Here is a 23,075-nt window from a genome sequence, read left to right as displayed (position 1 = left end):
GGACTCGCGATGGCAGACGCGGTGAACCTGGAGACGGCCGTGGCACGTAGCCGGGGACGCGCTGTTGCACCCGCGAACCCTTGCTCGACCGGGAGTGTAGGAGCCGTCACGCGCAAAGTCAAACGGTATCATATGTCTTATATAAGACAGATGTTTTGCGGAAATTGAGTGGACGAAAAAGTGCGGTTTGTGATGAAATGCGCGCCATGACATCGAACCAGGCGAACACCGCGAATCAAACCGGCGCAGGCGGCCCAGGGCAGCCGGGCGCGGGCGATCCCGCAGCCTCGCCCGCGGCGTCCGCGTCGCCGACGTTCAGCCCGTTATACCAGCAGATCAAGTCATTGATCACGCAAAGTCTCGAATCCGGCGAATGGAAGCCGGGCGAGATCATTCCCAGCGAAGTGGAGCTCGCGGCCCGCTACAAGGTCAGCCAGGGCACCGTGCGCAAGGCGATCGACGAGCTGGCCGCCGAAAACCTCGTGGTCCGGCGGCAGGGCAAGGGCACTTTTGTTGCAACGCACAACGAAGATCGCGCGCAATTCCGCTTTCTGCGTCTGCTGGCCGACGACGGCGCCGAGCACCCGCACGTGAGCCGCCTGCTCGAATGCCGGCGCCTGCGCGCGCCGGCCGAGATCGCGCGGCAGCTCGACCTGAAGCCCGCCGATCCGGTCGTCCAGGTGCGCCGCCTGCTGGAATTCGACAGCGAAGTGACGGTGCTCGACGAGATCTGGCTGCCGGGCGCGATGTTCCGCGGGCTGACGTTCGAGCGGCTGAGCGAGTACAAGGGGCCGCTCTACGCGATGTTCGAGACGGAGTTCGGGACGCGGATGATCCGCGCGACGGAGAAGATCCGTGCGGTCGCGGCGGATCCGGCGGTGGCCGACCTGCTGCACGTGCCGGCGGGCTTCCCGCTGCTGTCGGTCGAGCGCGTGTCCTATACGTATGGGGACCGGCCGGTGGAAGTGCGTCGCGGCTGGTATGTCACAACCGGGTACTACTATCAGAATGACTTGAGCTGACGACGTTCGGTTCAGCCGCGTGCATTCGCGTTTCCCACGCTCGCGAAGCACGTTTCGGGCCGCCTTTGTTCGTGTTCGCGCAATGATCCAGAGCAGACTTTCGCTGCAGCGCGATATAAAAAGGCGCTAAAATCGCGGATTAGTGTGACAACATAGTAGGGGTCTAGCATGACTGACGCAGTAAGAAAGCCGAGGCCGGAATACCGGAACATCGGAATCGGCGACATCACGTTGAAATATCGCATGCCCCTGGCGGCGATATTGTCGATTCTCCATCGTATCAGCGGCGCGCTGCTGTTCCTGTTCCTGCCGTTCCTGCTGTTCCTCTTCGACCAGAGCCTTACCTCCGAGCTCAGCTTCGAAGTCTTCAAGGCTTTCCTCTCCAACATCGTCGTCAAGCTGATCGTCCTCGCGTTGTCGTGGGCCTTCTTCCACCATTTCTGCGCCGGCATTCGCCACCTGCTGATGGACGTCAACCACGACGCCGTCACGAAGGAAGGCGGCAAGCGGACGGCCGTCGTCGTCTTTGTCGTCTCGATCGCGCTGACGATCGCCATGGCACTCAAACTGTTCGGAGCATTCTAAGAAAATGGCAGCCAACAACCGAATCGGCTCGAAGCGCCTCGTCGTCGGCGCTCACTACGGCCTGCGCGACTGGCTCGCGCAGCGCGTCACCGCCACGATCATGGCGGTCTACACGGTCATTCTGCTCGTCCTGTTCTTCGGCGCGCACGATTTTTCGTACGAAGGCTGGGCATCGATCTTCGCCGCGCAATGGATGAAGCTCGCGACCTTCGTGATGCTGCTTTCCCTCTTCTACCACGCATGGGTCGGCGTGCGCGACATCTGGATGGACTACGTGAAGCCCGTCGGTGTGCGCCTGCTGCTGCAATCGCTGACCATCGTCTGGCTGCTCGCATGTGCGGGCTACGCCGCGCAGATTCTCTGGAGAGTGTAAAGAATGGCTGCAATCAAAACTTCCCTCCCGCGCCGCAAGTTCGACGTCGTGATCGTCGGCGCAGGCGGCTCCGGCTTGCGCGCAGCGCTGCAACTGTCGCGCGCGGGCCTGTCGGTCGGCGTGCTGTCGAAGGTGTTCCCGACGCGTTCGCACACGGTGGCCGCGCAAGGCGGCATCGGCGCGTCGCTCGGCAACATGAGCGAAGACAACTGGCACTTCCACTTCTACGACACGATCAAGGGTTCCGACTGGCTCGGCGACCAGGACGCGATCGAGTTCATGTGCCGCGAGGCACCGAACGTCGTGTACGAACTGGAACACTTCGGCATGCCGTTCGACCGCAACGCGGACGGCACGATCTACCAGCGTCCGTTCGGCGGCCACACCGCGAACTACGGCGAGAAGCCGGTCCAGCGCGCTTGCGCGGCCGCCGACCGTACCGGTCACGCGCTGCTGCACACGCTGTACCAGCAGAACGTCGAGGCGAAGACGCAGTTCTTCGTCGAATGGATGGCGCTCGACCTGATCCGCGACGCGGACGGCGACGTGCTCGGCGTGACGGCCCTCGAGATGGAGACGGGCGACGTCTACATCATGGAAGGCAAGACGACGCTGTTCGCGACGGGCGGCGCAGGCCGGATCTTCGCGGCATCGACGAACGCGTTCATCAACACCGGCGACGGCCTCGGCATGGCGGCCCGCTCGGGCGTCGCGCTGCAGGACATGGAGTTCTGGCAGTTCCACCCGACCGGCGTGGCCGGCGCGGGCGTGCTGATCACCGAAGGCGTGCGCGGCGAAGGCGGTATCCTGCGCAACGCGAACGGCGAGCGCTTCATGGAGCGCTACGCGCCGACGCTGAAGGATCTGGCGCCGCGCGATTTCGTGTCGCGTTCGATGGACCAGGAAATCAAGGAAGGTCGCGGCGTCGGTCCGAACAAGGATCACGTGCTGCTCGACCTGTCGCACATCGGCGCCGAGACGATCATGAAGCGTCTGCCGTCGATCCGCGAAATCGCGCTGAAGTTCGCGAACGTCGACGCGATCAAGGAACCGATCCCGGTCGTCCCGACGATCCACTATCAGATGGGCGGTATCCCGACCAACATCCACGGTCAGGTCGTCGGCACGTCGCGCGATCACAAGGAACCGATCAACGGCTTCTACGCAGTGGGCGAATGCTCATGCGTGTCGGTGCACGGTGCGAACCGTCTCGGCACGAACTCGCTGCTGGACCTCGTGGTGTTCGGCCGTGCGGCCGGCAACCACATCGTTCAGCACGTGAAGAACCAGAAGGAACACAAGCCGCTGCCGGCCGATGCGGGCGAGTTCTCGCTGGCGCGCCTGAACAAGCTCGACACGTCGAGCTCGGGCGAGTACACGCAGGACGTTGCGAACGACATCCGCGCAACGATGCAGAAGCACGCAGGCGTGTTCCGCACGTCGGCGCTGCTGAAGGAAGGCGTCGACCAGATGGCCGGCCTGAAGGCGCGCGTGGAAAACATCCACCTGAAGGACAAGTCGAAGGTGTTCAACACCGCGCGTGTCGAAGCGCTCGAGCTGGAGAACCTGATCGAAGTGGCCCGCGCGACGATGGTGTCGGCGGAAGCGCGCAAGGAAAGCCGCGGCGCACACGCGCACAGCGACTACGAACACCGCGACGACGACAACTGGCTGCGCCACACGCTGTGGTACAGCGAAGGCGATCGCCTCGACTACAAGCCGGTTCAAATGAAGCCGCTGACGGTCGAATCCGTGCCGCCGAAGCCGCGCACGTTCTAAGCCGAGTCAAAGGAATCCGAAATGGCAAAACGCATTTTTGAAGTCTACCGCTACGATCCGGACAAGGACGCAGCGCCGCGCATGCAGACGTACGAGCTCGATATCCAGCATGAGCGCATGCTGCTCGACGCGCTGGTCAAGCTGAAGGCCCTGGACGAGACGCTGTCGTTCCGCCGTTCGTGCCGCGAAGGCGTGTGCGGTTCGGACGCGATGAACATCAACGGCAAGAACGGTCTCGCGTGCCTGACGAACCTGAACGACCTGCCGCAGAAGATCGTGCTGCGTCCGCTGCCGGGCCTGCCCGTCGTGCGCGATCTGATCGTCGACATGACGCACTTCTTCAACCAGTACCACTCGATCAAGCCGTACCTGATCAACGACGCGCCGCCGCCGGAGAAGGAACGCCTCCAGTCGCCGGAAGAGCGCGACGAGCTCGACGGCGTGTACGAGTGCATTCTGTGCGCGAGCTGCTCGACGTCGTGCCCGAGCTTCTGGTGGAACCCGGACAAGTTCGTCGGCCCGGCCGGCCTGCTGCAGGCTTACCGCTTCATCGCGGATAGTCGCGACACGGCCACCGGCGAGCGTCTCGACAACCTGGAAGACCCGTACCGTCTGTTCCGTTGCCACACGATCATGAACTGCGTCGACGTTTGCCCGAAGGGCCTGAACCCGACGAAGGCGATCGGCAAGATCAAGGAACTGATGGTTCGCCGCGCGGTTTAAAGTTTGATGAGCGACGATTCGCATCAATCCGACCCGCACCGTCGCGCGCGCCTCCGCTGGCGCGCGCGGCGGGGTCTGCTGGAAAACGACATCATCTTCGAGCGTTTCTTCAGCCGATACGAGCATGACCTCACCGATGCAGACGTAGGCGCGTTGTCGCGCCTGCTCGATCTGAGCGACAACGACCTGATGGACTTGCTCCTCGCGCGCAAGGAACCAGAGGGCGACCTAGACAGCCCGGAGATTCACCGGCTGTTGGAGATGCTGCGCAACGTGTAACGCCAACATGTAACACGCTGTGCCCGTTATCGAATCCCGTTTCTTTATTTCGATTGAGGATGTGCCATGACTCCGTCTGATGTTAAAGCCACGCTATCGTTCAGCGACAACTCGCCGAGCGTCGAAATGCCGATCTACAAGGGCACGATGGGCCCGGACGTAATCGACATCCGCAAGCTGTACGGCCAGACCGGCAAGTTCACGTACGACCCGGGCTTCATGTCGACGGCAGCTTGTAATTCGGCGATCACGTACATCGACGGCGACAAGGGCGAGCTGCTGTACCGCGGTTACCCGATCGACAACCTCGCGCAAAACGCCGACTTCCTCGAAAGCTGCTACCTGCTGCTGAAGGGCGAACTGCCGAACGCGGCGCAGAAGAAGGAGTTCGTCGACACCGTCACCAAGCATACGATGGTGCACGAGCAGATGCACTTCTTCTTCCGCGGTTTCCGTCGCGACGCGCACCCGATGGCGGTGCTGGTCGCGGCCGTCGGCGCGCTGTCGGCGTTCTATCACGACTCGCTCGACATCAACGACCCGCGTCACCGCGAAGTGTCGGCGATCCGCATGATCGCGAAGCTGCCGACGCTCGTCGCGATGGCGTACAAGTTCAGCATCGGCCAGCCGTTCGTTTATCCGAAGAACGAACTGTCGTACAGCGCGAACTTCATGCACATGATGTTCTCGAACCCGTGCGAAGAGTACAAGGTCAACGACGTGCTGGTCCGCGCACTCGACCGCATCCTGATCCTGCACGCCGATCACGAGCAGAACGCATCGACGTCGACGGTCCGCCTGGCCGGCTCGTCGGGTGCGAACCCGTTCGCGTGTATCGCGGCCGGTATCGCGTGTCTGTGGGGCCCGGCGCACGGTGGTGCGAACGAAGCCGCGCTGAACATGCTCGAGCAGATCGGTTCGCCGGACAACATCCCCGAATTCATCAAGCAGGTGAAGGACAAGAATTCGGGCGTGAAGCTGATGGGCTTCGGTCACCGCGTGTACAAGAACTACGACCCGCGTGCGAAGCTGATGCGCGAAACCTGCTACGAAGTGCTGAACGAACTGGGCCTGCACGACGACCCGCTGTTCAAGCTCGCGATGCAGCTCGAGAAGATCGCGCTGGAAGACGAATACTTCGTGTCGCGCAAGCTGTACCCGAACGTCGACTTCTACTCGGGCATCGTGCAGCGCGCGCTGGGCATCCCGACGTCGATGTTCACGTGTATCTTCGCGATGGCACGTACGGTCGGCTGGATCGCGCAGTGGAACGAAATGATTGCGGATCCGGAGCAGAAGATCGGCCGTCCGCGTCAGCTGTTCATCGGCGACACGCCGCGCGAAGCGAAGCCGCTCAACGCACGTTGAACCGTGCGCGGCGCGAACGGCCGTCAGGCCGCTCGCGTCCCGCAATCGCAACGCCACGACACCCCGGTGGGTCATCCCGCCGGGGTGTTTTCATTTGTGCGGCCGACGCTGGCGCGAGGTAAGCGCTCGATGCACACCGTCCGTTCATGAGCGTGCGACACGGGCAATCTGATTCCCATCAGATGTGCAATGGGATTGATATCCTCCGCTGCCTTCGGGCAGGGAGGATATCAAGGTCATGCTTTACGCTCCCAACGTTCGTTGCCGATCGGCTAAAGGCGGTCTTACCACTCGCGCCGAATGCCGGTCTTTACGATGTGCGCGTCATAGTCGGCCTCGGAACTGAGCTGGGCTCTAATGGCATTGTAATAGTCAGGAGCTTGAACACCATGGACCTGATGCTGGTCACCATTTGGCGCCTGATAATATGGGTTCATTCCGGGCCGATCCGGCACGGCGACGGCCTGCGGATATACCGGCTGACGCGCGGCTAATTCCCGATCAACTTGACGAGCGGTGTGCGCATGCGCTTGCGGGACGTAAACGCCACGAAACTCCGACGGCGGAATACTGCGACGGGTGTCTTCGTACGGAGATGCATATGCCGCTGGGGCACTGGCGTGCGCTGTCACCATGAAAGTATTCTGCATCCGATGGTAGGCCTGCGATTGCCCCTGCGGTGACAAACTTGTTGTTCGTTGATCCCTCGCCATCATCCCGAGAATCTGCTCAGGCGTCATACCGTACTCCTTCGCTGCCTCAAAGTCTTTACGTTGTTCGGGACTCAACGAGCGAAGCAGCTCTTCCGTTGATGGCGCGCGTGTTTCAGTATGCAGTGGGCCGTATCCATGGCGCTCGAGCGCGACGGACAGTGCCCCATGCGCAGAGTTTTCCACAGCCATGCGCGCGGCGCGCGCCCTCTCTTCATGATCCGGGCTACCGTGTATCCGGGTGACATCAATATCGCTCCGCGCCACTTGACCGTCGTGTGATTGATTAAATGCAATGTGCTGATCTCGCATCTGGTCTTGAGAAAGGATACCGTGTCGCCTTACGCTGCTATAGGGGCCAGCAAACGCGGGATCAGTCGTCGTTGGCGCGGAAGATGGACGCCCGTTGAATGCCGGAGGCATCCCATGGATAGGCGGCTGCGTGTGAGAGGCGGGCCCAGTCCCCGATCCTGCCCCCGAGCCGGGCGCTGGGTACGGTTCATGAAAATCAGTCGTGTAAGCGCTGTTGCCGTACGTAACTCGAGACAAGTTGTTGCTGCTCGTCATGTGGTTTCTCCGGTTAACACAAGGTGTAGTGCCGATATTAATGATGTACGCCGACCCGGAAGCCTCACTCACGCGCAATAAAAGCATGAAACGCGAACCGGAGAACGCTTCAATCCGGAAGCGGTAATTGACCGGGAGGAGTGCAACTAAAGATTGCGCCTGTGAAGGCATTCTTCCGCATGCGCGACGAGCTCGGTCGGCGCGAGCAGAACCTCTGGCAGCAGATGCGCGCTGATCGCGCGCGAAGTCGAATCGAAGGTGCGGGCGCCATTGGGCTCGCACTCGTCGGGATCGACGCCAGGCGTGCGGTGCCGATCAGGCCATACGCGATCCGGCGCGGCGCTCCAGCGACGGCGGCCGTGTGTCGAGCGCTGGCGCGTCGTCGTCGGGCGCGTGGCCGTGCTGCTTGAAGAACTGCCGGTACGCGCCGGGCGTCATGCCGTGCGCAGCGAGGAACTGGCGGTTGAAGTTCGCGGCATTCGCAATGCCGCAGCGCGCGGCGACCGTCGCGATCGGCCAGTCGGTGCCGGCGAGATGACGGCACGCGTGCGCGAGCCGCAGCCGTTGCACGTAGCGGCCGACGCTTTCGCCGAGATGACGCGCGAACAGCCGCTGCAGCGTGCGTTCGGACAGGTGCGCGACGGCCGCGAGCGCGTCGATGCGCAGCGGTTCGTGGAACTGCCGGTCGATCGCGTCGAGCACGCGGTCGAGGCGTTCGGCGCCGGATGCGGTGGAGTCGACCGAGGACGTGGCTGCGTCGGAGCGATCGTAGGCCTGCGAGGTGGCGAGCGGTTCGCCGCCGGCTTCCGCGAGATCGGCAAGCGTATCGAGCGTGGCCGCGAGCCGCACGCGCGGCGACGGATCGAGCAACCGCGGCAGCCGCGCGCGCATCGCGCGGGCCGTCTCCACGTCGAAGCGCAGGCCCGGCGCCGCGCGCCGCAGCAGCGAGCGCAGCGGCGCGTATTCGGGGCAGCAGTCGGCCAGCCGCCGTACCCAGTCTCCGTCGAACCAGACGACGAGCGCGACCTCGGGCGCGCCGCGGTCGATGCGCGCGTTCGACGACCACGTATGCGGCAGGTTCGGCGGCACGAGCACGAGATCGTCATCCGCGTAGCGTGCGACGTGATCGCCGATGAAGCGCTGGCCGCGGCTGTTGAGCGTCAGCGTCAGTTCGTACTCGGGATGGCGATGCCACTCGAACGGAATGCGCGCGAGCTGACGGTGATACACGCGGATCGAACAGCCGGACGCGAACGTCACATGCTCGTATTGCGGTTTCATCGCGGCCTCCGGTAGGGGCGGGCAGCGCGCCGTGGCATGATCGTGAGCGATCTTCACGACGGAGCGATGCCATGTTTTCACATGTTTGCGTGGGCGTCGGCGATACGGCGCGCGCCTACGATTTCTACGCGCCGCTGTTCGCCGAACTCGGGTTGCGCGTCAAATTCCACGAACCGGACGGCTGGTCGGGCTGGATGCCGGCCGACGCCGACCGGCCGCTGTTCTTCTTCGGCAAGCCGCTCGACGGACGCGCGCCTGAACCGGGGAACGGCCACACGATCGCGTTCGATGCGCCGACCCGCGATCACGTCGATCGCTGCCATGCGCTCGCGCTTCAGCACGGCGGCGCCTGCGAAGGGCCGCCGGGCCTCCGGCCGCACTATCACCGCGACTACTACGGCGCGTATTTCCGGGACCCGGACGGCAACAAGCTGTGCGTGGTCTGCCATCGTCCCGGGTAACGCGCGGTTGTCAGGATTGTATCGATTATTGGCTGGATAGTATCGATGATGACCGTGCGGCGGCCGTACGCTGAGTGCTCATCAAAACGCGATTCAGCGAGGAGACAAGCGATGCACCTGACGATTGACGATCTGCCGGCCGCGATCCGCACGGCGAAACGGGCGCTACGCGCCGACTTGCCCGGCTACGCGGCCACGTTCCGCGAAGTGGAGGGCGACATCGCGCGGCAGGTCGACGCGATCCGCCGCGCGCACGCGCATGGCGATGACGTGATTCCGGTCGTGCCGTTCGCGGATGTCGCGAGCGGGACCGTCGATCCGCTCGCGATTGCCGCGATCCGCACGCGCGGCGCGGTCGTGATCCGCGGCGTGTTGGATGCGCAGCAGGCACGCGACTGGAACGACGAGATCGGCGCGTATCTGGACGCGAACCGTTTCACCGAGCGGCTGCATGCGCGCGCGGAAGACCGCTATTTCGGCAACCTCGCGTCGGGCAAGCCGCAGATCTACGGCGTCTACTGGTCGAAGCCGCAGGTGGCCGCGCGCCAGTCGCCGGCGCTCACGCAGGCGCGGGTGTTCCTGAACCGTCTGTGGCGGCATGCGGACGGTACGCGCACGCATTTCGATTCCGACCAGGTGCCCGCCTATGCGGACCGGATTCGTCGCCGGCCGCCCGGGTCGACGTCGCTCGGGCTGTCGCCGCACGTCGACGGCGGCTCCGTCGAGCGCTGGCTCGGCGCGAATTTCCGCCAGGTCTATCGCCACGTGCTGGCCGGCCGCTGGCGCGATTACGATCCGTTCGATGCGGCGTTCCGCCCCGACGTCGAGGAGATTCCGTCGCCGGCCGTGTGTTCGATGTTCCGCACGTTCCAGGGCTGGACCGCGCTGACGCCGCAGGGGCCCGGCGACGGCACGCTGCAGCTGATCCCGGTCGCGAACGCGATGGCCTATGTCGTGCTGCGCGCGCTGCAGGACGACGTCGCCGACGACGACCTGTGCGGCGCGCGTCCCGGCCGCGCGCTGTCGATCCGCCCCGAATGGCACGCGCTGCTGCTCGACGCACTGGTGCCGATCCCGCACATGGAACCGGGCGACGCGGTGTTCTGGCACGGCGACGTCGTGCATGCGGTCGAGGACGCGCATCGCGGCAGCGGCGACAGCAACGTGATGTACATCGCGGCCGCGCCCGGCTGCGCGAAGAACGATGCATACCTGCAGCGGCAGCGGCTCGCGTTCCTGCGTGGCGACAGCCCGCCCGATTTCCCGGCCGACCATTTCGAGGCCGATTTCGATGGCCGTGCGGGGGAGGGCGATCTCACGGCGCTCGGCCGTGCGCAGATGGGATTCGAGCCCGGCGCGTAACGCGCGGGCGGCGGGCGAAACGGCCATTCGCGAGACGGCGGGCGGCCCGTCTGCCGAATCCGCTGCGTGGTGCGCGCAATTCGACGCAATCGGCTGTCGGCGCCGCCGAAATCGACGCGAATTGCGCAAATTGGCTTCCGATAATGGTCCGGACACAACGCTGCCGGCCCGTGCACCGCACGGAGGCGGCGCAGATCATGGAGGAGTCGATGCAATTCACGCAAGCGATCGTTCGCCGTCCCGCGCCGTCCTGCGGCGCGGGCCTGACCACCGCCGAACTCGGCGCACCCGATTACGACAAGACGCTCACGCAGTTCCATGCATACTGCGACGCGCTGCGCATGCTCGGCGTCGAACTGACCGAATTGCCGCCGCTCGATGCGTTTCCCGATTCGCATTTCGTCGAGGACGTCGCGGTCGTCACGCCGGAATTCGCGGTGATCACGCGCCCCGGCGCGCCCGCGCGGCGCGGCGAGACCGCGCACATCGAAGCGGCGCTGCGCGTGCATCGCGAACTGCTGCCGATGCAGCAGGGCCGCCTCGACGGCGGCGACGTGATGCTGGTCGGCAAGCGCTTCTTCATCGGCCTGACGAGCCGCACCGACGCGCAAGGCATCGCCGCGTTCGAGTCGCTGGTGTCGCGCCATGGCTATTCGGTCGTCGCGGTGCCGGTCGGCGCCGGCCTGCACCTGAAATCGGTCGTCAACGCGCTCGGCGACGACACGCTGCTCGTGACCGACGCGCTGGCCGCGCATCCGGCGTTCGCCGACTATCGCCGGATCGCGATCCCGGCCGCCGACGAATACGCGGGCAACACGCTGCGCGTGAACGGCACGCTGATCACGCCGGCCGGTTATCCGCGCGTGCATGACGCGATCGCGCCGCTCGGCATGCCGCTGCACGTGATCGACACGAGCGAGTTCCGCAAGATGGACGGCGGCCTGACCTGCCTGTCGCTGCGGTTCTAGCCGATTGGCGCGCGGCGGCTTCGGCCGGATAATGTGGCCCCGCGCGGAACGGCAGACGTTCCGCGCATGAGCCACGAGCCACGAGCCACGACCCGACCGGAGCGAACGCGGATGACCGACAAGAAGATGCAGCTCGACAAGATCGATCTCCGGATCCTCGACATCCTGCGTACCGACGGACGGATTTCCTACCGGAAGCTGTCGGAGCTCGTGAATCTCACGCCGCGGCCGTGCCAGGCGCGCGTGGAGCGGCTCGAGGCGCTCGGCGTGATCGAAGGGTACCGCGCGGTGATCAAGGCGCCGCGCGCGACCAAGCCGATCGTCGTGATCGCGCAGATCGTGCTGGCCGACCACGGGCGTTCGCAAGCGCCGTTCGAAGAGGAAATGCGCGCGAATCCGGCCGTGCTCGATTGCTGGCTGGTGAGCGGCACGTTCGATTTTCTCGTGCGGCTCGCGTGCGAGGACCTCGACGAGTACCGGCGGATCGCGAACGCGTGGCTGGAAAGCCCGCGGTTCCGGATCGAGAAGATCGTGACGACGGCCGAACTGCAGTCGATCAAGCGCAGCGTCGCGTGATGCGACCGGTCCGGCAGGGCCGGTTTGGACGCGAATGACCGGGTCAATCGATTTGCATTCCGAATCGAATTGGCTGGCCGGCTCACAATCAGGGGGAACACCATGGATGCCATGCAAGCGGCGACGGACACGGCCGCACCGTCCGGGACGACGCTGAAGCGCCGTCTGCAGGGCCGCCACGTCGCGATGATCGCGATCGGCGGGTCGATCGGCACGGGGCTGTTCGTCGCGTCGGGCGCGTCGGTCGCGCAGGCGGGGCCGGGCGGGGCGATCGCCGCGTATATCGCGATCGGGATCATGGTCTACTTCGTCGTGACCGGGCTCGGCGAGATGGCCGCGCTGATGCCGGTATCGGGCTCGTTCGCGATCTACGGCGAGAAGTACGTCGACGAAGGCTTCGGCGTCGCGCTCGGCTGGACCTACTGGTACAGCTGGGCGGTGACGATCGCGATCGAGCTGGTCGCCGCGCAGATCGTGATGCGCTACTGGTTTCCGTCGGTGCCGGGCGTGTGGTGGGGCGCGGGCTTCCTCGTGCTGATCTTCCTGCTCAATACGCTGTCGGTGCGCGGCTTCGGCGAATCGGAATACTGGTTCTCGCTGATCAAGGTCGTCACCGTGATCGCGTTCATCGCGGCCGGGCTGCTGATCGCGGCCGGCGTGCTGGGCGGCGGGCATACCGGCACCGGGCATACCGGCTCCGGGCATACCGGCTCCGGGCATCCGGTCGGCTGGCGCAACTTCACGACCGGCGACGCGCCGTTCGTCGGCGGCGTGCACGCGATGATGAGCGTCGCGCTGATCGCGGGCTTCTCGTTTCTCGGCACCGAGCTGGTCGGCATCACGGCCGGCGAATCGGAGAACCCGCGCAAGACGATCCCGCGCGCGGTGAAGCAGATCTTCTGGCGGATCATGCTGTTCTACGTGCTCGCGATCTTCGTGATCGGCCTGCTCGTGCCGTACACCGATCCGAACCTGCTGAAGAGCGACGTGACCGACATCGGCGTGAGCCCGTTCACGCTGGTATTCAGCCACGCGGGGTTCCCGCTCGCGGCCGGTGCGATGAATCTGGTGATCCTGACGGCCGTGCTGTCGGCCGGCAATTCCGGCACCTACGCGGCGACGCGGATGCTGTACAACCTCGCATCGGAAGGGCGCGCGCCGGCCGTGTTCGCGACGCTGTCGCCGGGCGGCGTGCCGCGCAACGCGCTGTACGCGACGATGGCCGTTGGCGGGCTGTGTTTCCTCACGTCGTTGACCAACAACCAGCGCATCTATCTGTGGCTGCTGAATACGGTCGGCATCACCGGCTTCATCGCGTGGCTCGGCATCGCGGTCTGCCATTACCGGTTCCGCAGGGGATTCCTGAAGCAGGGTTATCGACTCGATCAACTGCCGTATCGCGCGAAATGGTTTCCGTTCGGGCCGGTGTTCGCGGTCGCGGTCTGCATCGTGATTTCGCTCGGGCAGGATTACCAGGCGTTCTTCGCGGCGCGCATCGACTGGATGGAAGTGTTGTCGATCTATGTATGGATTCCGCTGTTCGTCGCGATCTGGTGGGCGTATCGCCGCGCGCGCAAGAGCCGGCTCGTGCGCTACGAGGAGATGGACATCGGGCCGTGGCTCACGCGCTCGGTGGAAGCCGTCGACGCGGCCGCCGCGCAGCACGGGCAGCCGCGCTGATCCTGCGTGAAATTCGCCCGTGCGCGCACGTTCCGCGGTACGTGCCGGGCCGTTACTTGTCCAGCTCCGGATAGTGCCGGAAGATCCCCATGTCGTTGAACGGGATGCGGCGTTCCGACTCGAGGTAGCGCGCGACGGGCGGATGCCGCGCGACGCGATCGTGCAGCGCGACGAGCGTCGCGACCTTGCGCTCCGCGCGCTTCATCGCTTTCGGGAACGCATAGCGCAGGCCCTCGATCAACTGGAACATCGTCAGGTCCGCGTAACTGAGCGCGCTGCCCGCGATATAGCCGCGCTTGTGCGGGTTCTGTTCGAGCACGCGATCGAAGTAGCCGAGGAATTTCGGCAGCCGGTTCTCGAGGAAATCGGCCGCGCGCTCGGCCGCTTCCGCTTGCTGGTCCTCGTAGTACAGGCCGCTGCCGATCGGATGGTGCGTGTCGTGGATCTCGGTGATGAAATCGGCGGCGGTCAGCTGGATCTGATGGACCCACAGCCGGCCGGCTTCGTCGTCGGGCGCGAGCCCGAGCCGCGCGCCGAGAAACAGCAAGATGTTCGCGGTCTGCCCGACGACCACGTCGCCCGCCTTCAGGAACGGCGGCGCGAACGGCACGCATTCGGCCTTCGCGCTGTCCATCATGCGCATCATGGCCGACACGCCCATCCCGCGCCCCGATTCGCGCGCGACGTCGACGTAATCGGCTTCGGCCGCTTCGAGCGCGAGCCGCACATATTCGCCGCGGCCCTGGATTTCAGGCCAGTAATAGAGTTCGTACCGCATGCAAGGCTCCTGTCCGGTCGATGCGCCGGGACGCACGCATCGCGATGGCGGGGAGGGCAGCCGCGCGCCGCCCGTTGCGAATAGACAGTCTATGAGATCGAGTGCGAAATGCCAGTGACGTCTGTACGGTTCGCATGGCTTGATTTGGAAATGATCGTTTCCTATAATGGCGCATGGCTAGGAAAATTGCAGCGACCGTGGGCAGGCCGCGAGAATTCGATATGGATGAAGCGCTGGACGGCTTCGTCCGCGTCTTTCGCGAGCGTGGCTATCACGCGACTTCTATCGGCGATCTGTCCCGGGCGACGGGGCTCACCGCAGGCAGTCTTTACAAAGCCTTTGCCGACAAGAACGCCATCTTCGTTGCCGCGTTGAACCGGTACATCGATCGGCGCGTCAGCGAGCTCAACATGATCCTTGCCGATGAAGAAAACGGACGGGACAAGGTGCGAGCGCTCCTGCGCTTTTACGCGGACGTCTCGCATGGAGACGAGGGTCGAAAGGGCTGTCTGGTCGTCGGCGGCGCCATGGTTCTGAGTGCGTTGGATAGCGAGATCGCCGGCATCGTCCACAAATCGATGCAGAGGATCGAGCGTCTCCTTCGCGATTTGATCAAGCAGGGGCAGGCCGATGGATCCGTCGATGCCGCGCTGAACGCGCAAGCCACGTCGAGTTGTCTGTTTGCCATGGTGCAGGGGCTTCGAGTGGTGGGGAAGCTCGGCCAGAGCCGGAGCGACATGTCGATGCTGGTTGACGAGGCAATGCGGCTGCTCGACTAAGGTTTGTGCGTCACCCGACAGGTGACGCGATGTGAAGCAACACGCGAAACCGCGCATGCGCGTGATCCGGTTTCACCGAATTAGGAAACAAATATTTCCGAACGGAAGTGCTTCCGCTGCTCGGGGGCCATCATCCAGCACAGTCGATTCTGTGGAGAGGACGAACTTATGTACCAGCATCAATCCACCGCGGATGCTTCGCATCTCGAGGCCGCGCCCTATTTTCGGGAAGACCCGCGGCTCAGCGGCTTTCGTCATCGGTTCGATACGGTAGACGGGGTGCGCCTTCATTTCGTCGAAGGAGGCCGCGCCGACGGCGAGACCATCGTCCTGCTCGCCGGCTTTCCGGAAAGCTGGTACGCGTGGCGGAGAGTCATGCCGCTTCTCGCGGACGAATTCAGGATCGTGGCGCCGGATCTTCCCGGACAAGGCGATTCGGACCGTCCACTCGTCGGTTACGACACGCAGACCGTCGCGGCAACGCTTGCGCGCCTGCTGGAGCAGCAAAATATCGCGCGCTTTTACCTGGCCGCTCACGACGTCGGCGCGTGGGTCGCCTATCCGTTTGCCGCGATGTATCCCGATGCGGTGAAGCGATTGGCGTTGCTCGACGCGGGGATACCCGGCATCACGCTGCCCACCGCACTGCCGATCGAGCCCGGCAACGCATGGCGCACGTGGCACTTCGCGTTTCATACCGTCGCCGACCTGCCGGAGACGTTGATTGCCGGCAAGGAGCGCGAGTATCTCGATTGGTTCTTGCGTCGCAAGGCGGCCAATCCCGAGTCGTTCTCCGACGCGGATGTCGACGAGTATCTCCGGGTGTTCACCCGGGACGGCGGGTTGCGAGCGGGGCTGGCCTTCTACCGGGCCGTGTCGGCGTCGTCGGCTCAGAACCGCACGCTGCAGGCGCTGGGGAAGCTGAAGATGCCCGTGCTCGCTGTCAGTGCGGATCAGGGGTCCATACCCGACATGGCGGGGCCGCTCGGACACGTGGCGGAAGATGTGACGGCCGCGACGATCGCGCATAGCGGGCATTTCATTCCCGAGGAGCAACCGCAGGCGCTGGCGCGCGAGCTGCGCGATTTCTTCCGGTAGCACGCCGCCGCAAGCCGCCGCGCTTGCCGGGTAATGCTTATCCGGGTATCGCGTGTACCACCCAACTCACTGTTTTTATTCACTTTTTTCGTTATCGTGGTACTCCATGGGCCGATTTTGCGTGGCATAATCGACCGCATCCGCAAGGCTTGTAGTCACAACGACCCCGCATACCCATGGCACAGACTCTCTACGACAAACTGTGGAACACCCACGTGGTCCACACCGAGGAAGACGGCACGACCCTGCTCTACATCGACCGTCAGCTGCTGCATGAAGTCACGAGCCCGCAAGCGTTCGAAGGGCTGAAGATCGCGCAGCGTCCGGTGTGGCGCATCAGCGCGAACCTGGCCGTGTCGGACCACAACGTGCCGACGACGGACCGCAGCCACGGCATCGCCGATCCCGTCTCGAAGCTGCAGGTCGACACGCTCGACGCGAACTGCGACGCGTTCGGCATCACGCAGTTCAAGATGAACGACGTGCGCCAGGGCATCGTCCACATCATCGGGCCGGAGCAGGGCGCGACGCTGCCGGGCATGACGATCGTGTGCGGCGATTCGCATACGTCGACGCACGGCGCGTTCGGCGCGCTCGCGCACGGCATCGGCACGTCGGAAGTCGAGCACGTGCTCGCGACGCAGACGCTGCTGCAGAAGAAGAGCAAGAACATGCTCGTGAAGGTCGAGGGCGCGCTGCCGCGCGGCTGTACCGCGAAGGACATCGTGCTCGCGATCATCGGCAAGATCGGCACCGCGGGCGGCACGGGCTACGCGATCGAATTCGGCGGCTCGACCATTCGCGCGCTGACGATGGAAGGCCGCATGACCGTGTGCAACATGGCGATCGAGGCCGGCGCGCGCGCAGGCATGGTCGCGGTGGACGACACGACGATCGAATACCTGAAGGGCCGCCCGTTCGTGCCGACCGGCGCGGAATGGGATCAGGCGGTCGAGTACTGGCGCCAGTTCAAGTCGGACGACGGCGCGCAATTCGACCGCGTGGTCGAGCTGAATGCCGCCGACATCGTTCCGCAGGTCACGTGGGGCACGTCGCCGGAAATGGTCACGTCGATCGACGGTCGCGTGCCCGATCCCGAGCGCGAGAAGGATCCGGTCAAGCGCGACGCGATGGAGCGCGCGCTGGCGTACATGGCGCTCGAGCCGAACACGCCGATCGAATCGATCAAGGTCGACAAGATCTTCATCGGCTCGTGCACGAACGCGCGCATCGAGGACATCCGCGCGGCCGCGTACGTCGTGAAGAAGCTGAACCGCCGCGTCGCGTCGAACGTGCGGCTCGCGATGGTCGTGCCGGGCTCGGGCCTCGTGAAGGCGCAGGCCGAGCGCGAAGGGCTCGACAAGGTGTTCACCGATGCCGGCTTCGAATGGCGCGAGCCGGGCTGCTCGATGTGCCTCGCGATGAACGCCGACCGGCTCGAGCCGGGCGAGCGCTGCGCGTCGACGTCGAACCGCAACTTCGAAGGGCGGCAGGGCGCGGGCGGTCGCACGCACCTCGTGAGCCCCGCGATGGCGGCGGCCGCGGCGATCGAAGGTCACTTCGTCGACATTCGCCAGCTGGGGTAACACGTGACGGCATCGAAGGTCATCGCGCGGCTGGTTGCCGCGCTGGCGCTGGCCGGGTTGGGCTTCGGCCTGGCCGGCTGCAATACCGTCCGAGGCTTCGGGGAAGACGTCAACGCCGCCGGCAGCGCGCTCAAGCGCGCCGCGGAGTGACGTTTCCCGCCGAGAATTTGTCGATGTGCGCCGGCTGACTGCCGGCCCTTCAACCGGATAGACGGATCATGGAAAAATTCACTGTACATACCGGCGTCGTGGCGCCGCTCGATCGCGAGAACGTCGACACCGACGCGATCATCCCGAAGCAGTTCCTGAAGTCGATCAAGCGCACGGGCTTCGGTCCGAACGCGTTCGACGAGTGGCGCTATCTCGATCACGGCGAGCCGGGCCAGGACAACTCGAAGCGTCCGCTGAACCCGGACTTCGTGCTGAACCAGCCGCGCTACCAGGGCGCATCGGTGCTGCTCGCCCGCAAGAACTTCGGCTGCGGTAGCTCGCGCGAGCACGCGCCGTGGGCGCTGCAGCAGTACGGCTTCCGCGCGATCATCGCGCCGAGCTTCGCGGACATCTTCTTCAACAACTGCTACAAGAACGGTCTGCTGCCGATCGTGCTGACCGAGCAGCAGGTCGATCACCTGTTCAACGAGACGGCCGCGTTCAACGGCTTTCAACTGACGATCGATCTCGACGCGCAGGTCGTGCGCGCGGGCGACGGCCGCGAGTATCCGTTCGAGATCGCCGCGTTCCGCAAGTACTGCCTGCTGAACGGTTTCGACGACATCGGCCTCACGCTGCGCCACGCGGACAAGATCCGCCAGTTCGAGGCAGAGCGGCTCGTGAAGCAGCCTTGGCTCAACACCAAGCTGGTCCGCTGACATCGCGTTCGAGGCGGGCGCGCTTTGCGCGCGCTCGCCGGCCTGCCTCCATCACACTCTACCCAGTCAGGAATTTCGCATGAAGATTGCAGTGCTGCCCGGCGACGGCATCGGTCCGGAAATCGTCAATGAAGCGGTGAAGGTGCTGAACGCACTCGACGAGAAGTTCGAACTCGAACAGGCGCCGGTCGGCGGCGCGGGCTACGAGGCGAGCGGCCATCCGCTGCCCGACGCGACGCTGGCGCTCGCGAAGCAGGCCGACGCGATCCTGTTCGGCGCGGTCGGCGACTGGAAGTACGACTCGCTGGAACGCGCGCTGCGCCCCGAGCAGGCGATCCTCGGGCTGCGCAAGCACCTCGAGCTGTTCGCGAACTTCCGCCCGGCGATCTGCTATCCGCAGCTCGTCGATGCATCGCCGTTGAAGCCGGAACTCGTCGCGGGCCTCGACATCCTGATCGTGCGCGAACTGAACGGCGACATCTACTTCGGCCAGCCGCGCGGCGTGCGTGCGGCGCCGGACGGCCCGTTCGCCGGCGAGCGCGAAGGCTTCGACACGATGCGCTATTCGGAGCCGGAAGTGCGCCGCATCGCGCACGTCGCGTTCCAGGCCGCGCAAAAGCGCGCGAAGAAGCTGCTGTCGGTCGACAAGTCGAACGTGCTGGAGACGTCGCAGTTCTGGCGCGACATCATGATCGACGTGTCGAAGGAGTACGCGGACGTCGAGCTGTCGCACATGTACGTCGACAACGCGGCGATGCAGCTCGCGAAGGCGCCGAAGCAGTTCGACGTGATCGTCACCGGCAACATGTTCGGCGACATCCTGTCGGACGAAGCGTCGATGCTCACGGGCTCGATCGGCATGCTGCCGTCGGCGTCGCTCGACAAGCACAACAAGGGCCTGTACGAGCCGTCGCACGGTTCGGCGCCGGACATCGCGGGCAAGGGCATCGCGAACCCGCTCGCGACGATCCTGTCGGCCGCGATGCTGTTGCGCTACTCGCTGAATCGCGCCGAGCAGGCCGATCGCATCGAGCGCGCGGTGAAAACGGTGCTCGAACAGGGCTACCGCACCGGCGACATCGCGACGCCGGGCTGCAAGCAGGTCGGCACGGCCGCGATGGGCGATGCGGTGGTCGCCGCGTTGTAAGCGTGTGGCAATGAAGTGCGGTAATTAATGTGGAAAAGGGTGCGAACGGGCCGGAAAAATCGGCCGGTTCGCGCACGGTTGGCCGTTGTGCGGGCCACCGGCTTTGTGTAGACTCGAACGATGGCGCTGATTTCCCTGATCTCCCCGGTCCTGAAACTCCACGGCAACACTGCCCGTGCGGGTGCGCGCGCCATCGTCATCACGAAAACCATTACCACGAAAACGATCATTAAACGCTGATCGCCGTCGTGCCCGCCTGTTTCCCCGCGCGGTCACGCGGGGACGGAAATGGCGGGGAAGCTCCATTCAAAGCAAAGGGTTAGTCATGAACGTAGGTCTCGTAGGTTGGCGCGGCATGGTCGGCAGCGTCCTGATGCAGCGCATGCAGGAAGAGGGCGATTTCGACCTGATCGAACCGGTGTTTTTCAGCACCAGCAATACGGGCGGCAAGGCGCCGTCGTTCGCGAAAAACGAGACCACGCTCAAGGACGCGACCAACGTCGACGAGCTGAAGAAGTGCGACGTGATCATCACGTGCCAGGGCGGCGACTACACGAACGACGTGTTCCCGAAGCTGCGCGCGGCCGGCTGGAACGGCTACTGGATCGACGCGGCATCGTCGCTGCGGATGCAGGACGACGCGGTCATCATCCTCGATCCGGTCAACCTCGACGTGATCAAGGACGCGCTCGTCAAGGGCACGAAGAACTTCATCGGCGGCAACTGCACGGTCAGCCTGATGCTGATGGCGCTCGGCGGCCTGTTCCGCGAGAACCTCGTCGACTGGATCACCGCGATGACGTACCAGGCCGCATCGGGAGCGGGCGCGCAGAACATGCGCGAGCTGCTGTCGCAGATGGGCACGCTGAACGGCGCGGTGCAGGAACAGCTTGCCGATCCGGCTTCCGCGATCCTCGACATCGACCGCCGCGTGCTGGCCGCGATGAACAGCGACGCGATGCCGACGAGTCACTTCGGCGTGCCGCTGGCCGGTTCGCTGATTCCGTGGATCGACAAGGATCTCGGCAACGGGATGTCGAAGGAAGAGTGGAAGGGCGGCGCGGAAACCAACAAGATCCTCGGCAAGCCCGCGATGGGCGAGCCGGGTTCGATCCCGGTCGACGGCCTGTGCGTGCGGATCGGCGCGATGCGCTGCCACTCGCAGGCGCTGACGATCAAGCTGAAGAAGGACGTGCCGCTCGACGAGATCAACGGCATCCTCGCATCGGCGAACGACTGGGTGAAGGTCGTGCCGAACGAGCGTGAAGCGTCGATGCGCGACCTGTCGCCGGCGAAGATCACCGGCACGCTGACGGTGCCGGTCGGCCGCCTGCGCAAGCTCGCGATGGGCGGCGAATACCTGTCGGCGTTCACGGTCGGCGATCAGCTGCTGTGGGGCGCGGCCGAGCCGCTGCGCCGCATGCTGCGCATCCTGCTCGACAAGTAAGCACGTTGGCTGTCCGGCCCGCGGGCCGGGCTGCACGATACGACGCGCCGCGTCGGCCTTGGGATTCAGGGCCGGCGCGGCGCGTTTTTCATGCGCGGTTCAGCGCAGGTTCAGCAGCGTCTGATCGACGGCCTGCTGGGTCTTGATCGTCTGCGCATTCGCCTGGTAATTGCGCTGCGCGGTGATCAGGTTCACGAGTTCGGTCGTCAGGTTGACGTTCGAGTTTTCCAGCGCGCTGCCCTGCAGCGTGCCGTGGTTCGTGCTGCCCGGCGCGGAGATCTGCGGCACGCCCGACGCGGCCGTTTCCGCATACTGGTTGCCGCCGATGTTCACGAGCCCGTTCGGGTTGTTGAAGTTCGCGAGCGCGATCAGGCCGAGCACCGCGCTCTGGCCGTTCGAGTAGTTGCCGGTCAGCTTGCCGTCGGTGCCGATCGAGAACGTCGTCAGCGTGCCGCTCGCGAAGCCGTCCTGCGCGAGGTTGTTCACGCCGTCCTTGCCGCCGTACTGGGTCGTGCCGCCGAGGTCGAGCGTCAGGTTCTGCGGATTCGCGCCGCCCGTCGTGTTCGGGATCGAGAACGCGAACTGCCCGAGGCTCGCGGTCGGCTGGCCGGTCGCGGCCGACGTCGTCGAGCTGATCCGGCCCGATGCGTCGAACGTGACGGTGCCGAGATTCGTCGGCGTCTGGCCCTGCGCGCCCGCGTAGGCTTGCCACGTGCCGGCCGCCGGCTTCACGAAGTACAGGTTGACCGGCTGCGAACCGCCAAGCGAGTCGTAGACCTGGATCGACGTGTTGTAGTTGTACGTCGTGTTGTCGGTCGCGTTGAACGGCGTCTTGGCCGGCACCTTGTCCTGCGCGTTCAGGTTGAACTGGCCGGTGATCTTGTTCGTCGCGCGCGGCGCGATGTTGCTGGTCGGCGCCTGCAGCGGCACGGTCTGCGCGGTGTTGATCACGCCGCCGGCGCCTGCCGCATAGCCCATCAGGTTGCGGCCTTGCGCGTCGACGATCGCGCCGTTCTTGTCGCGGTGGAACGTGCCGTCGCGCGAGTACGTGGTCACGCCGTTGCTCGACATCTGGAAGAAGCCGTTGCCGTTGATCGCGACGTCGAGCGACGACTTCGTCGAATTGATCGTTCCCTGGCTGAAATGCTGCTGCACCGACGCGAGCCGCGTGCCGATGCCGATCTGCGTGTTGACCGACGTCGCGACCGAATTTGCGTACATGTCGGCGAAGTTTGCGCGGCCCTGCTTGAAGCCGACCGTGTTTGCGTTCGCGATGTTGTTGCCGATCACGTCGAGATTGCTCGACGCGCCGGCCAACCCGCTCAAACCCTGTTGATAGCCCATGTTCGTCCCCGTAACGAGCTGGTGAGTGATGCAGTCGTGCGACTGCGCGATGGCCCTCCGGTACTTCACGGCATCAGCCCGGCCGGCGCGCTCCCGCCTTTCCCGCATGGGCGAGCGCGACGTCGAAACATGCCGATTCCTGTTTGAAGGCGATCGTATCGACGGCGGTTATTCGGTCTGTGTAATTTTGTGTAATGAAATTGAATTGATGCAGAAATGATCGCTTTTGTATGAGTAATCAAGCGAGAGAGGCGGTCAAAGTCTTGCGGGGCGGGGCTTTGGTGGTGTGGATT

24 protein-coding genes are annotated in these 23,075 nt (G+C 64.7%); 20 read left to right on the top strand and 4 right to left on the bottom strand.

Features of this window, described 5'->3' with window-relative positions; translation table 11 throughout:
* Positions 1-197: 197 nt before the first annotated feature.
* From J8I35_RS24025 to gltA, 7 genes are all read left to right on the top strand, one after another.
* A complete protein-coding gene (locus tag J8I35_RS24025) occupies positions 198-1,022 on the top strand; it encodes a GntR family transcriptional regulator (protein WP_006479356.1) in 825 nt (274 codons plus the stop codon).
* A 168-nt stretch (positions 1,023-1,190) separates the two neighbouring features.
* A complete protein-coding gene (sdhC, locus tag J8I35_RS24020) occupies positions 1,191-1,607 on the top strand; it encodes a succinate dehydrogenase, cytochrome b556 subunit (RefSeq protein ID WP_023474464.1) in 417 nt (138 codons plus the stop codon).
* Between the two features lie 4 nt (positions 1,608-1,611).
* Positions 1,612-1,980, top strand: coding sequence for a succinate dehydrogenase, hydrophobic membrane anchor protein (gene sdhD / locus J8I35_RS24015; protein WP_006487767.1), 369 nt, complete (start codon positions 1,612-1,614; stop codon positions 1,978-1,980).
* Between the two features lie 3 nt (positions 1,981-1,983).
* Positions 1,984-3,759: a succinate dehydrogenase flavoprotein subunit gene (sdhA, locus tag J8I35_RS24010; protein ID WP_050011292.1), complete on the top strand. Its 1,776-nt coding sequence runs from the start codon at positions 1,984-1,986 to the stop codon at positions 3,757-3,759.
* A 21-nt stretch (positions 3,760-3,780) separates the two neighbouring features.
* Entirely contained in the window at positions 3,781-4,482 is a 702-nt protein-coding gene (locus tag J8I35_RS24005) for a succinate dehydrogenase iron-sulfur subunit (RefSeq protein ID WP_059237255.1), read from the top strand.
* A 6-nt stretch (positions 4,483-4,488) separates the two neighbouring features.
* The gene (locus J8I35_RS24000) at positions 4,489-4,761 is read left to right on the top strand and encodes a succinate dehydrogenase assembly factor 2 (RefSeq protein ID WP_011658353.1); all 273 of its coding nucleotides are present in this window, start codon (positions 4,489-4,491) and stop codon (positions 4,759-4,761) included.
* A 66-nt stretch (positions 4,762-4,827) separates the two neighbouring features.
* Entirely contained in the window at positions 4,828-6,129 is a 1,302-nt protein-coding gene (gene gltA, locus J8I35_RS23995) for a citrate synthase (protein ID WP_050011289.1), read from the top strand.
* A 284-nt stretch (positions 6,130-6,413) separates the two neighbouring features.
* On the opposite strand, the gene J8I35_RS23990 is transcribed toward gltA, so the two are convergent.
* Both J8I35_RS23990 and J8I35_RS23985 read right to left on the bottom strand, forming a co-directional pair.
* Complete coding sequence (locus J8I35_RS23990) at positions 6,414-7,151, bottom strand: hypothetical protein (protein WP_209927319.1); 738 nt, start codon at positions 7,149-7,151, stop codon at positions 6,414-6,416.
* Positions 7,152-7,721: 570 nt separating this feature from the next.
* Entirely contained in the window at positions 7,722-8,687 is a 966-nt protein-coding gene (locus J8I35_RS23985) for an AraC family transcriptional regulator (protein WP_209927317.1), read from the bottom strand.
* A 71-nt stretch (positions 8,688-8,758) separates the two neighbouring features.
* Here J8I35_RS23985 and J8I35_RS23980 point away from each other — a divergent pair, with 71 nt between their 5' ends.
* The 5 genes from J8I35_RS23980 (at position 8,759) to J8I35_RS23960 (ending at position 13,734) form a co-directional block, all read left to right on the top strand.
* The gene (locus J8I35_RS23980; protein WP_209927315.1) at positions 8,759-9,148 is read left to right on the top strand and encodes a VOC family protein; all 390 of its coding nucleotides are present in this window, start codon (positions 8,759-8,761) and stop codon (positions 9,146-9,148) included.
* A gap of 111 nt (positions 9,149-9,259) precedes the next feature.
* Positions 9,260-10,510, top strand: a complete 1,251-nt coding sequence (locus J8I35_RS23975; protein WP_209927313.1) for a DUF1479 domain-containing protein — start codon at positions 9,260-9,262, stop codon at positions 10,508-10,510.
* Between the two features lie 209 nt (positions 10,511-10,719).
* Positions 10,720-11,478, top strand: a complete 759-nt coding sequence (locus J8I35_RS23970; RefSeq protein WP_124554009.1) for an arginine deiminase family protein — start codon at positions 10,720-10,722, stop codon at positions 11,476-11,478.
* 111 nt (positions 11,479-11,589) lie between these two features.
* Positions 11,590-12,054 (top strand): Lrp/AsnC family transcriptional regulator, encoded by a 465-nt coding sequence (locus J8I35_RS23965; RefSeq protein ID WP_050011284.1) that lies wholly within the window; start codon positions 11,590-11,592, stop codon positions 12,052-12,054.
* Positions 12,055-12,156: 102 nt separating this feature from the next.
* On the top strand, positions 12,157-13,734 hold the full coding sequence (locus tag J8I35_RS23960) for an amino acid permease (RefSeq protein WP_209927310.1): 1,578 nt from the start codon (positions 12,157-12,159) through the stop codon (positions 13,732-13,734).
* A gap of 52 nt (positions 13,735-13,786) precedes the next feature.
* On the opposite strand, the gene J8I35_RS23955 is transcribed toward J8I35_RS23960, so the two are convergent.
* Complete coding sequence (locus tag J8I35_RS23955; protein WP_050011282.1) at positions 13,787-14,512, bottom strand: glutathione S-transferase; 726 nt, start codon at positions 14,510-14,512, stop codon at positions 13,787-13,789.
* Positions 14,513-14,685: 173 nt separating this feature from the next.
* Between J8I35_RS23955 and J8I35_RS23950 the strand changes: the two genes are divergently transcribed.
* From J8I35_RS23950 to asd, 8 genes are all read left to right on the top strand, one after another.
* Positions 14,686-15,291, top strand: coding sequence for a TetR/AcrR family transcriptional regulator (locus tag J8I35_RS23950; protein WP_209927308.1), 606 nt, complete (start codon positions 14,686-14,688; stop codon positions 15,289-15,291).
* 168 nt (positions 15,292-15,459) lie between these two features.
* The gene (locus J8I35_RS23945) at positions 15,460-16,389 is read left to right on the top strand and encodes an alpha/beta hydrolase (RefSeq protein WP_209927306.1); all 930 of its coding nucleotides are present in this window, start codon (positions 15,460-15,462) and stop codon (positions 16,387-16,389) included.
* A 176-nt stretch (positions 16,390-16,565) separates the two neighbouring features.
* Positions 16,566-17,975 (top strand): 3-isopropylmalate dehydratase large subunit, encoded by a 1,410-nt coding sequence (leuC, locus tag J8I35_RS23940; RefSeq protein ID WP_050011280.1) that lies wholly within the window; start codon positions 16,566-16,568, stop codon positions 17,973-17,975.
* A gap of 3 nt (positions 17,976-17,978) precedes the next feature.
* Positions 17,979-18,125 (top strand): entericidin A/B family lipoprotein, encoded by a 147-nt coding sequence (locus J8I35_RS23935; RefSeq protein WP_011548098.1) that lies wholly within the window; start codon positions 17,979-17,981, stop codon positions 18,123-18,125.
* 68 nt (positions 18,126-18,193) lie between these two features.
* Complete coding sequence (gene leuD / locus J8I35_RS23930) at positions 18,194-18,844, top strand: 3-isopropylmalate dehydratase small subunit (protein ID WP_050011279.1); 651 nt, start codon at positions 18,194-18,196, stop codon at positions 18,842-18,844.
* Between the two features lie 79 nt (positions 18,845-18,923).
* Complete coding sequence (leuB, locus tag J8I35_RS23925; RefSeq protein ID WP_011548096.1) at positions 18,924-19,991, top strand: 3-isopropylmalate dehydrogenase; 1,068 nt, start codon at positions 18,924-18,926, stop codon at positions 19,989-19,991.
* A 120-nt stretch (positions 19,992-20,111) separates the two neighbouring features.
* Entirely contained in the window at positions 20,112-20,231 is a 120-nt protein-coding gene (locus tag J8I35_RS23920; RefSeq protein WP_006756675.1) for a hypothetical protein, read from the top strand.
* Positions 20,232-20,316: 85 nt separating this feature from the next.
* Positions 20,317-21,438: an aspartate-semialdehyde dehydrogenase gene (gene asd, locus J8I35_RS23915; protein WP_069618461.1), complete on the top strand. Its 1,122-nt coding sequence runs from the start codon at positions 20,317-20,319 to the stop codon at positions 21,436-21,438.
* 99 nt (positions 21,439-21,537) lie between these two features.
* Here the strand turns inward: asd and flgE are convergent, their stop codons facing one another.
* Positions 21,538-22,782 carry a flagellar hook protein FlgE gene (gene flgE / locus J8I35_RS23910; protein WP_050011277.1) on the bottom strand — a complete coding sequence of 415 codons (1,245 nt, stop codon included), beginning with the start codon at positions 22,780-22,782 and terminating at the stop codon, positions 21,538-21,540.
* Between the last annotated feature and the right edge of the window lie 293 nt (positions 22,783-23,075).

Source organism: Burkholderia sp. CpTa8-5, assembly GCF_017815045.1.
Taxonomy (GTDB): Bacteria; Pseudomonadota; Gammaproteobacteria; order Burkholderiales; family Burkholderiaceae; genus Burkholderia; species Burkholderia sola.
The sequence above is the reverse complement of the archived record's forward strand: the minus strand, read 5'-3'. Positions and strand labels throughout refer to the sequence as shown.

Excerpts from the sequence above, each read along its gene's own strand:
- J8I35_RS24025 (WP_006479356.1), top strand. The coding sequence starts at position 198 with ATGCGCGCCATGACATCGAACCAGGCGAACACCGCGAATCAAACCGGC.
- sdhC (WP_023474464.1), top strand. The coding sequence starts at position 1,191 with ATGACTGACGCAGTAAGAAAGCCGAGGCCGGAATACCGGAACATCGGA.
- sdhD (WP_006487767.1), top strand. The coding sequence starts at position 1,612 with ATGGCAGCCAACAACCGAATCGGCTCGAAGCGCCTCGTCGTCGGCGCT.
- sdhA (WP_050011292.1), top strand. The coding sequence starts at position 1,984 with ATGGCTGCAATCAAAACTTCCCTCCCGCGCCGCAAGTTCGACGTCGTG.
- J8I35_RS24005 (WP_059237255.1), top strand. The coding sequence starts at position 3,781 with ATGGCAAAACGCATTTTTGAAGTCTACCGCTACGATCCGGACAAGGAC.
- J8I35_RS24000 (WP_011658353.1), top strand. The coding sequence starts at position 4,489 with ATGAGCGACGATTCGCATCAATCCGACCCGCACCGTCGCGCGCGCCTC.
- gltA (WP_050011289.1), top strand. The coding sequence starts at position 4,828 with ATGACTCCGTCTGATGTTAAAGCCACGCTATCGTTCAGCGACAACTCG.
- J8I35_RS23990 (WP_209927319.1), bottom strand. The coding sequence starts at position 7,151 with ATGCGAGATCAGCACATTGCATTTAATCAATCACACGACGGTCAAGTG.
- J8I35_RS23985 (WP_209927317.1), bottom strand. The coding sequence starts at position 8,687 with ATGAAACCGCAATACGAGCATGTGACGTTCGCGTCCGGCTGTTCGATC.
- J8I35_RS23980 (WP_209927315.1), top strand. The coding sequence starts at position 8,759 with ATGTTTTCACATGTTTGCGTGGGCGTCGGCGATACGGCGCGCGCCTAC.
- J8I35_RS23975 (WP_209927313.1), top strand. The coding sequence starts at position 9,260 with ATGCACCTGACGATTGACGATCTGCCGGCCGCGATCCGCACGGCGAAA.
- J8I35_RS23970 (WP_124554009.1), top strand. The coding sequence starts at position 10,720 with ATGCAATTCACGCAAGCGATCGTTCGCCGTCCCGCGCCGTCCTGCGGC.
- J8I35_RS23965 (WP_050011284.1), top strand. The coding sequence starts at position 11,590 with ATGACCGACAAGAAGATGCAGCTCGACAAGATCGATCTCCGGATCCTC.
- J8I35_RS23960 (WP_209927310.1), top strand. The coding sequence starts at position 12,157 with ATGGATGCCATGCAAGCGGCGACGGACACGGCCGCACCGTCCGGGACG.
- J8I35_RS23955 (WP_050011282.1), bottom strand. The coding sequence starts at position 14,512 with ATGCGGTACGAACTCTATTACTGGCCTGAAATCCAGGGCCGCGGCGAA.
- J8I35_RS23950 (WP_209927308.1), top strand. The coding sequence starts at position 14,686 with ATGGCTAGGAAAATTGCAGCGACCGTGGGCAGGCCGCGAGAATTCGAT.
- J8I35_RS23945 (WP_209927306.1), top strand. The coding sequence starts at position 15,460 with ATGTACCAGCATCAATCCACCGCGGATGCTTCGCATCTCGAGGCCGCG.
- leuC (WP_050011280.1), top strand. The coding sequence starts at position 16,566 with ATGGCACAGACTCTCTACGACAAACTGTGGAACACCCACGTGGTCCAC.
- leuD (WP_050011279.1), top strand. The coding sequence starts at position 18,194 with ATGGAAAAATTCACTGTACATACCGGCGTCGTGGCGCCGCTCGATCGC.
- leuB (WP_011548096.1), top strand. The coding sequence starts at position 18,924 with ATGAAGATTGCAGTGCTGCCCGGCGACGGCATCGGTCCGGAAATCGTC.
- J8I35_RS23920 (WP_006756675.1), top strand. The coding sequence starts at position 20,112 with ATGGCGCTGATTTCCCTGATCTCCCCGGTCCTGAAACTCCACGGCAAC.
- asd (WP_069618461.1), top strand. The coding sequence starts at position 20,317 with ATGAACGTAGGTCTCGTAGGTTGGCGCGGCATGGTCGGCAGCGTCCTG.
- flgE (WP_050011277.1), bottom strand. The coding sequence starts at position 22,782 with ATGGGCTATCAACAGGGTTTGAGCGGGTTGGCCGGCGCGTCGAGCAAT.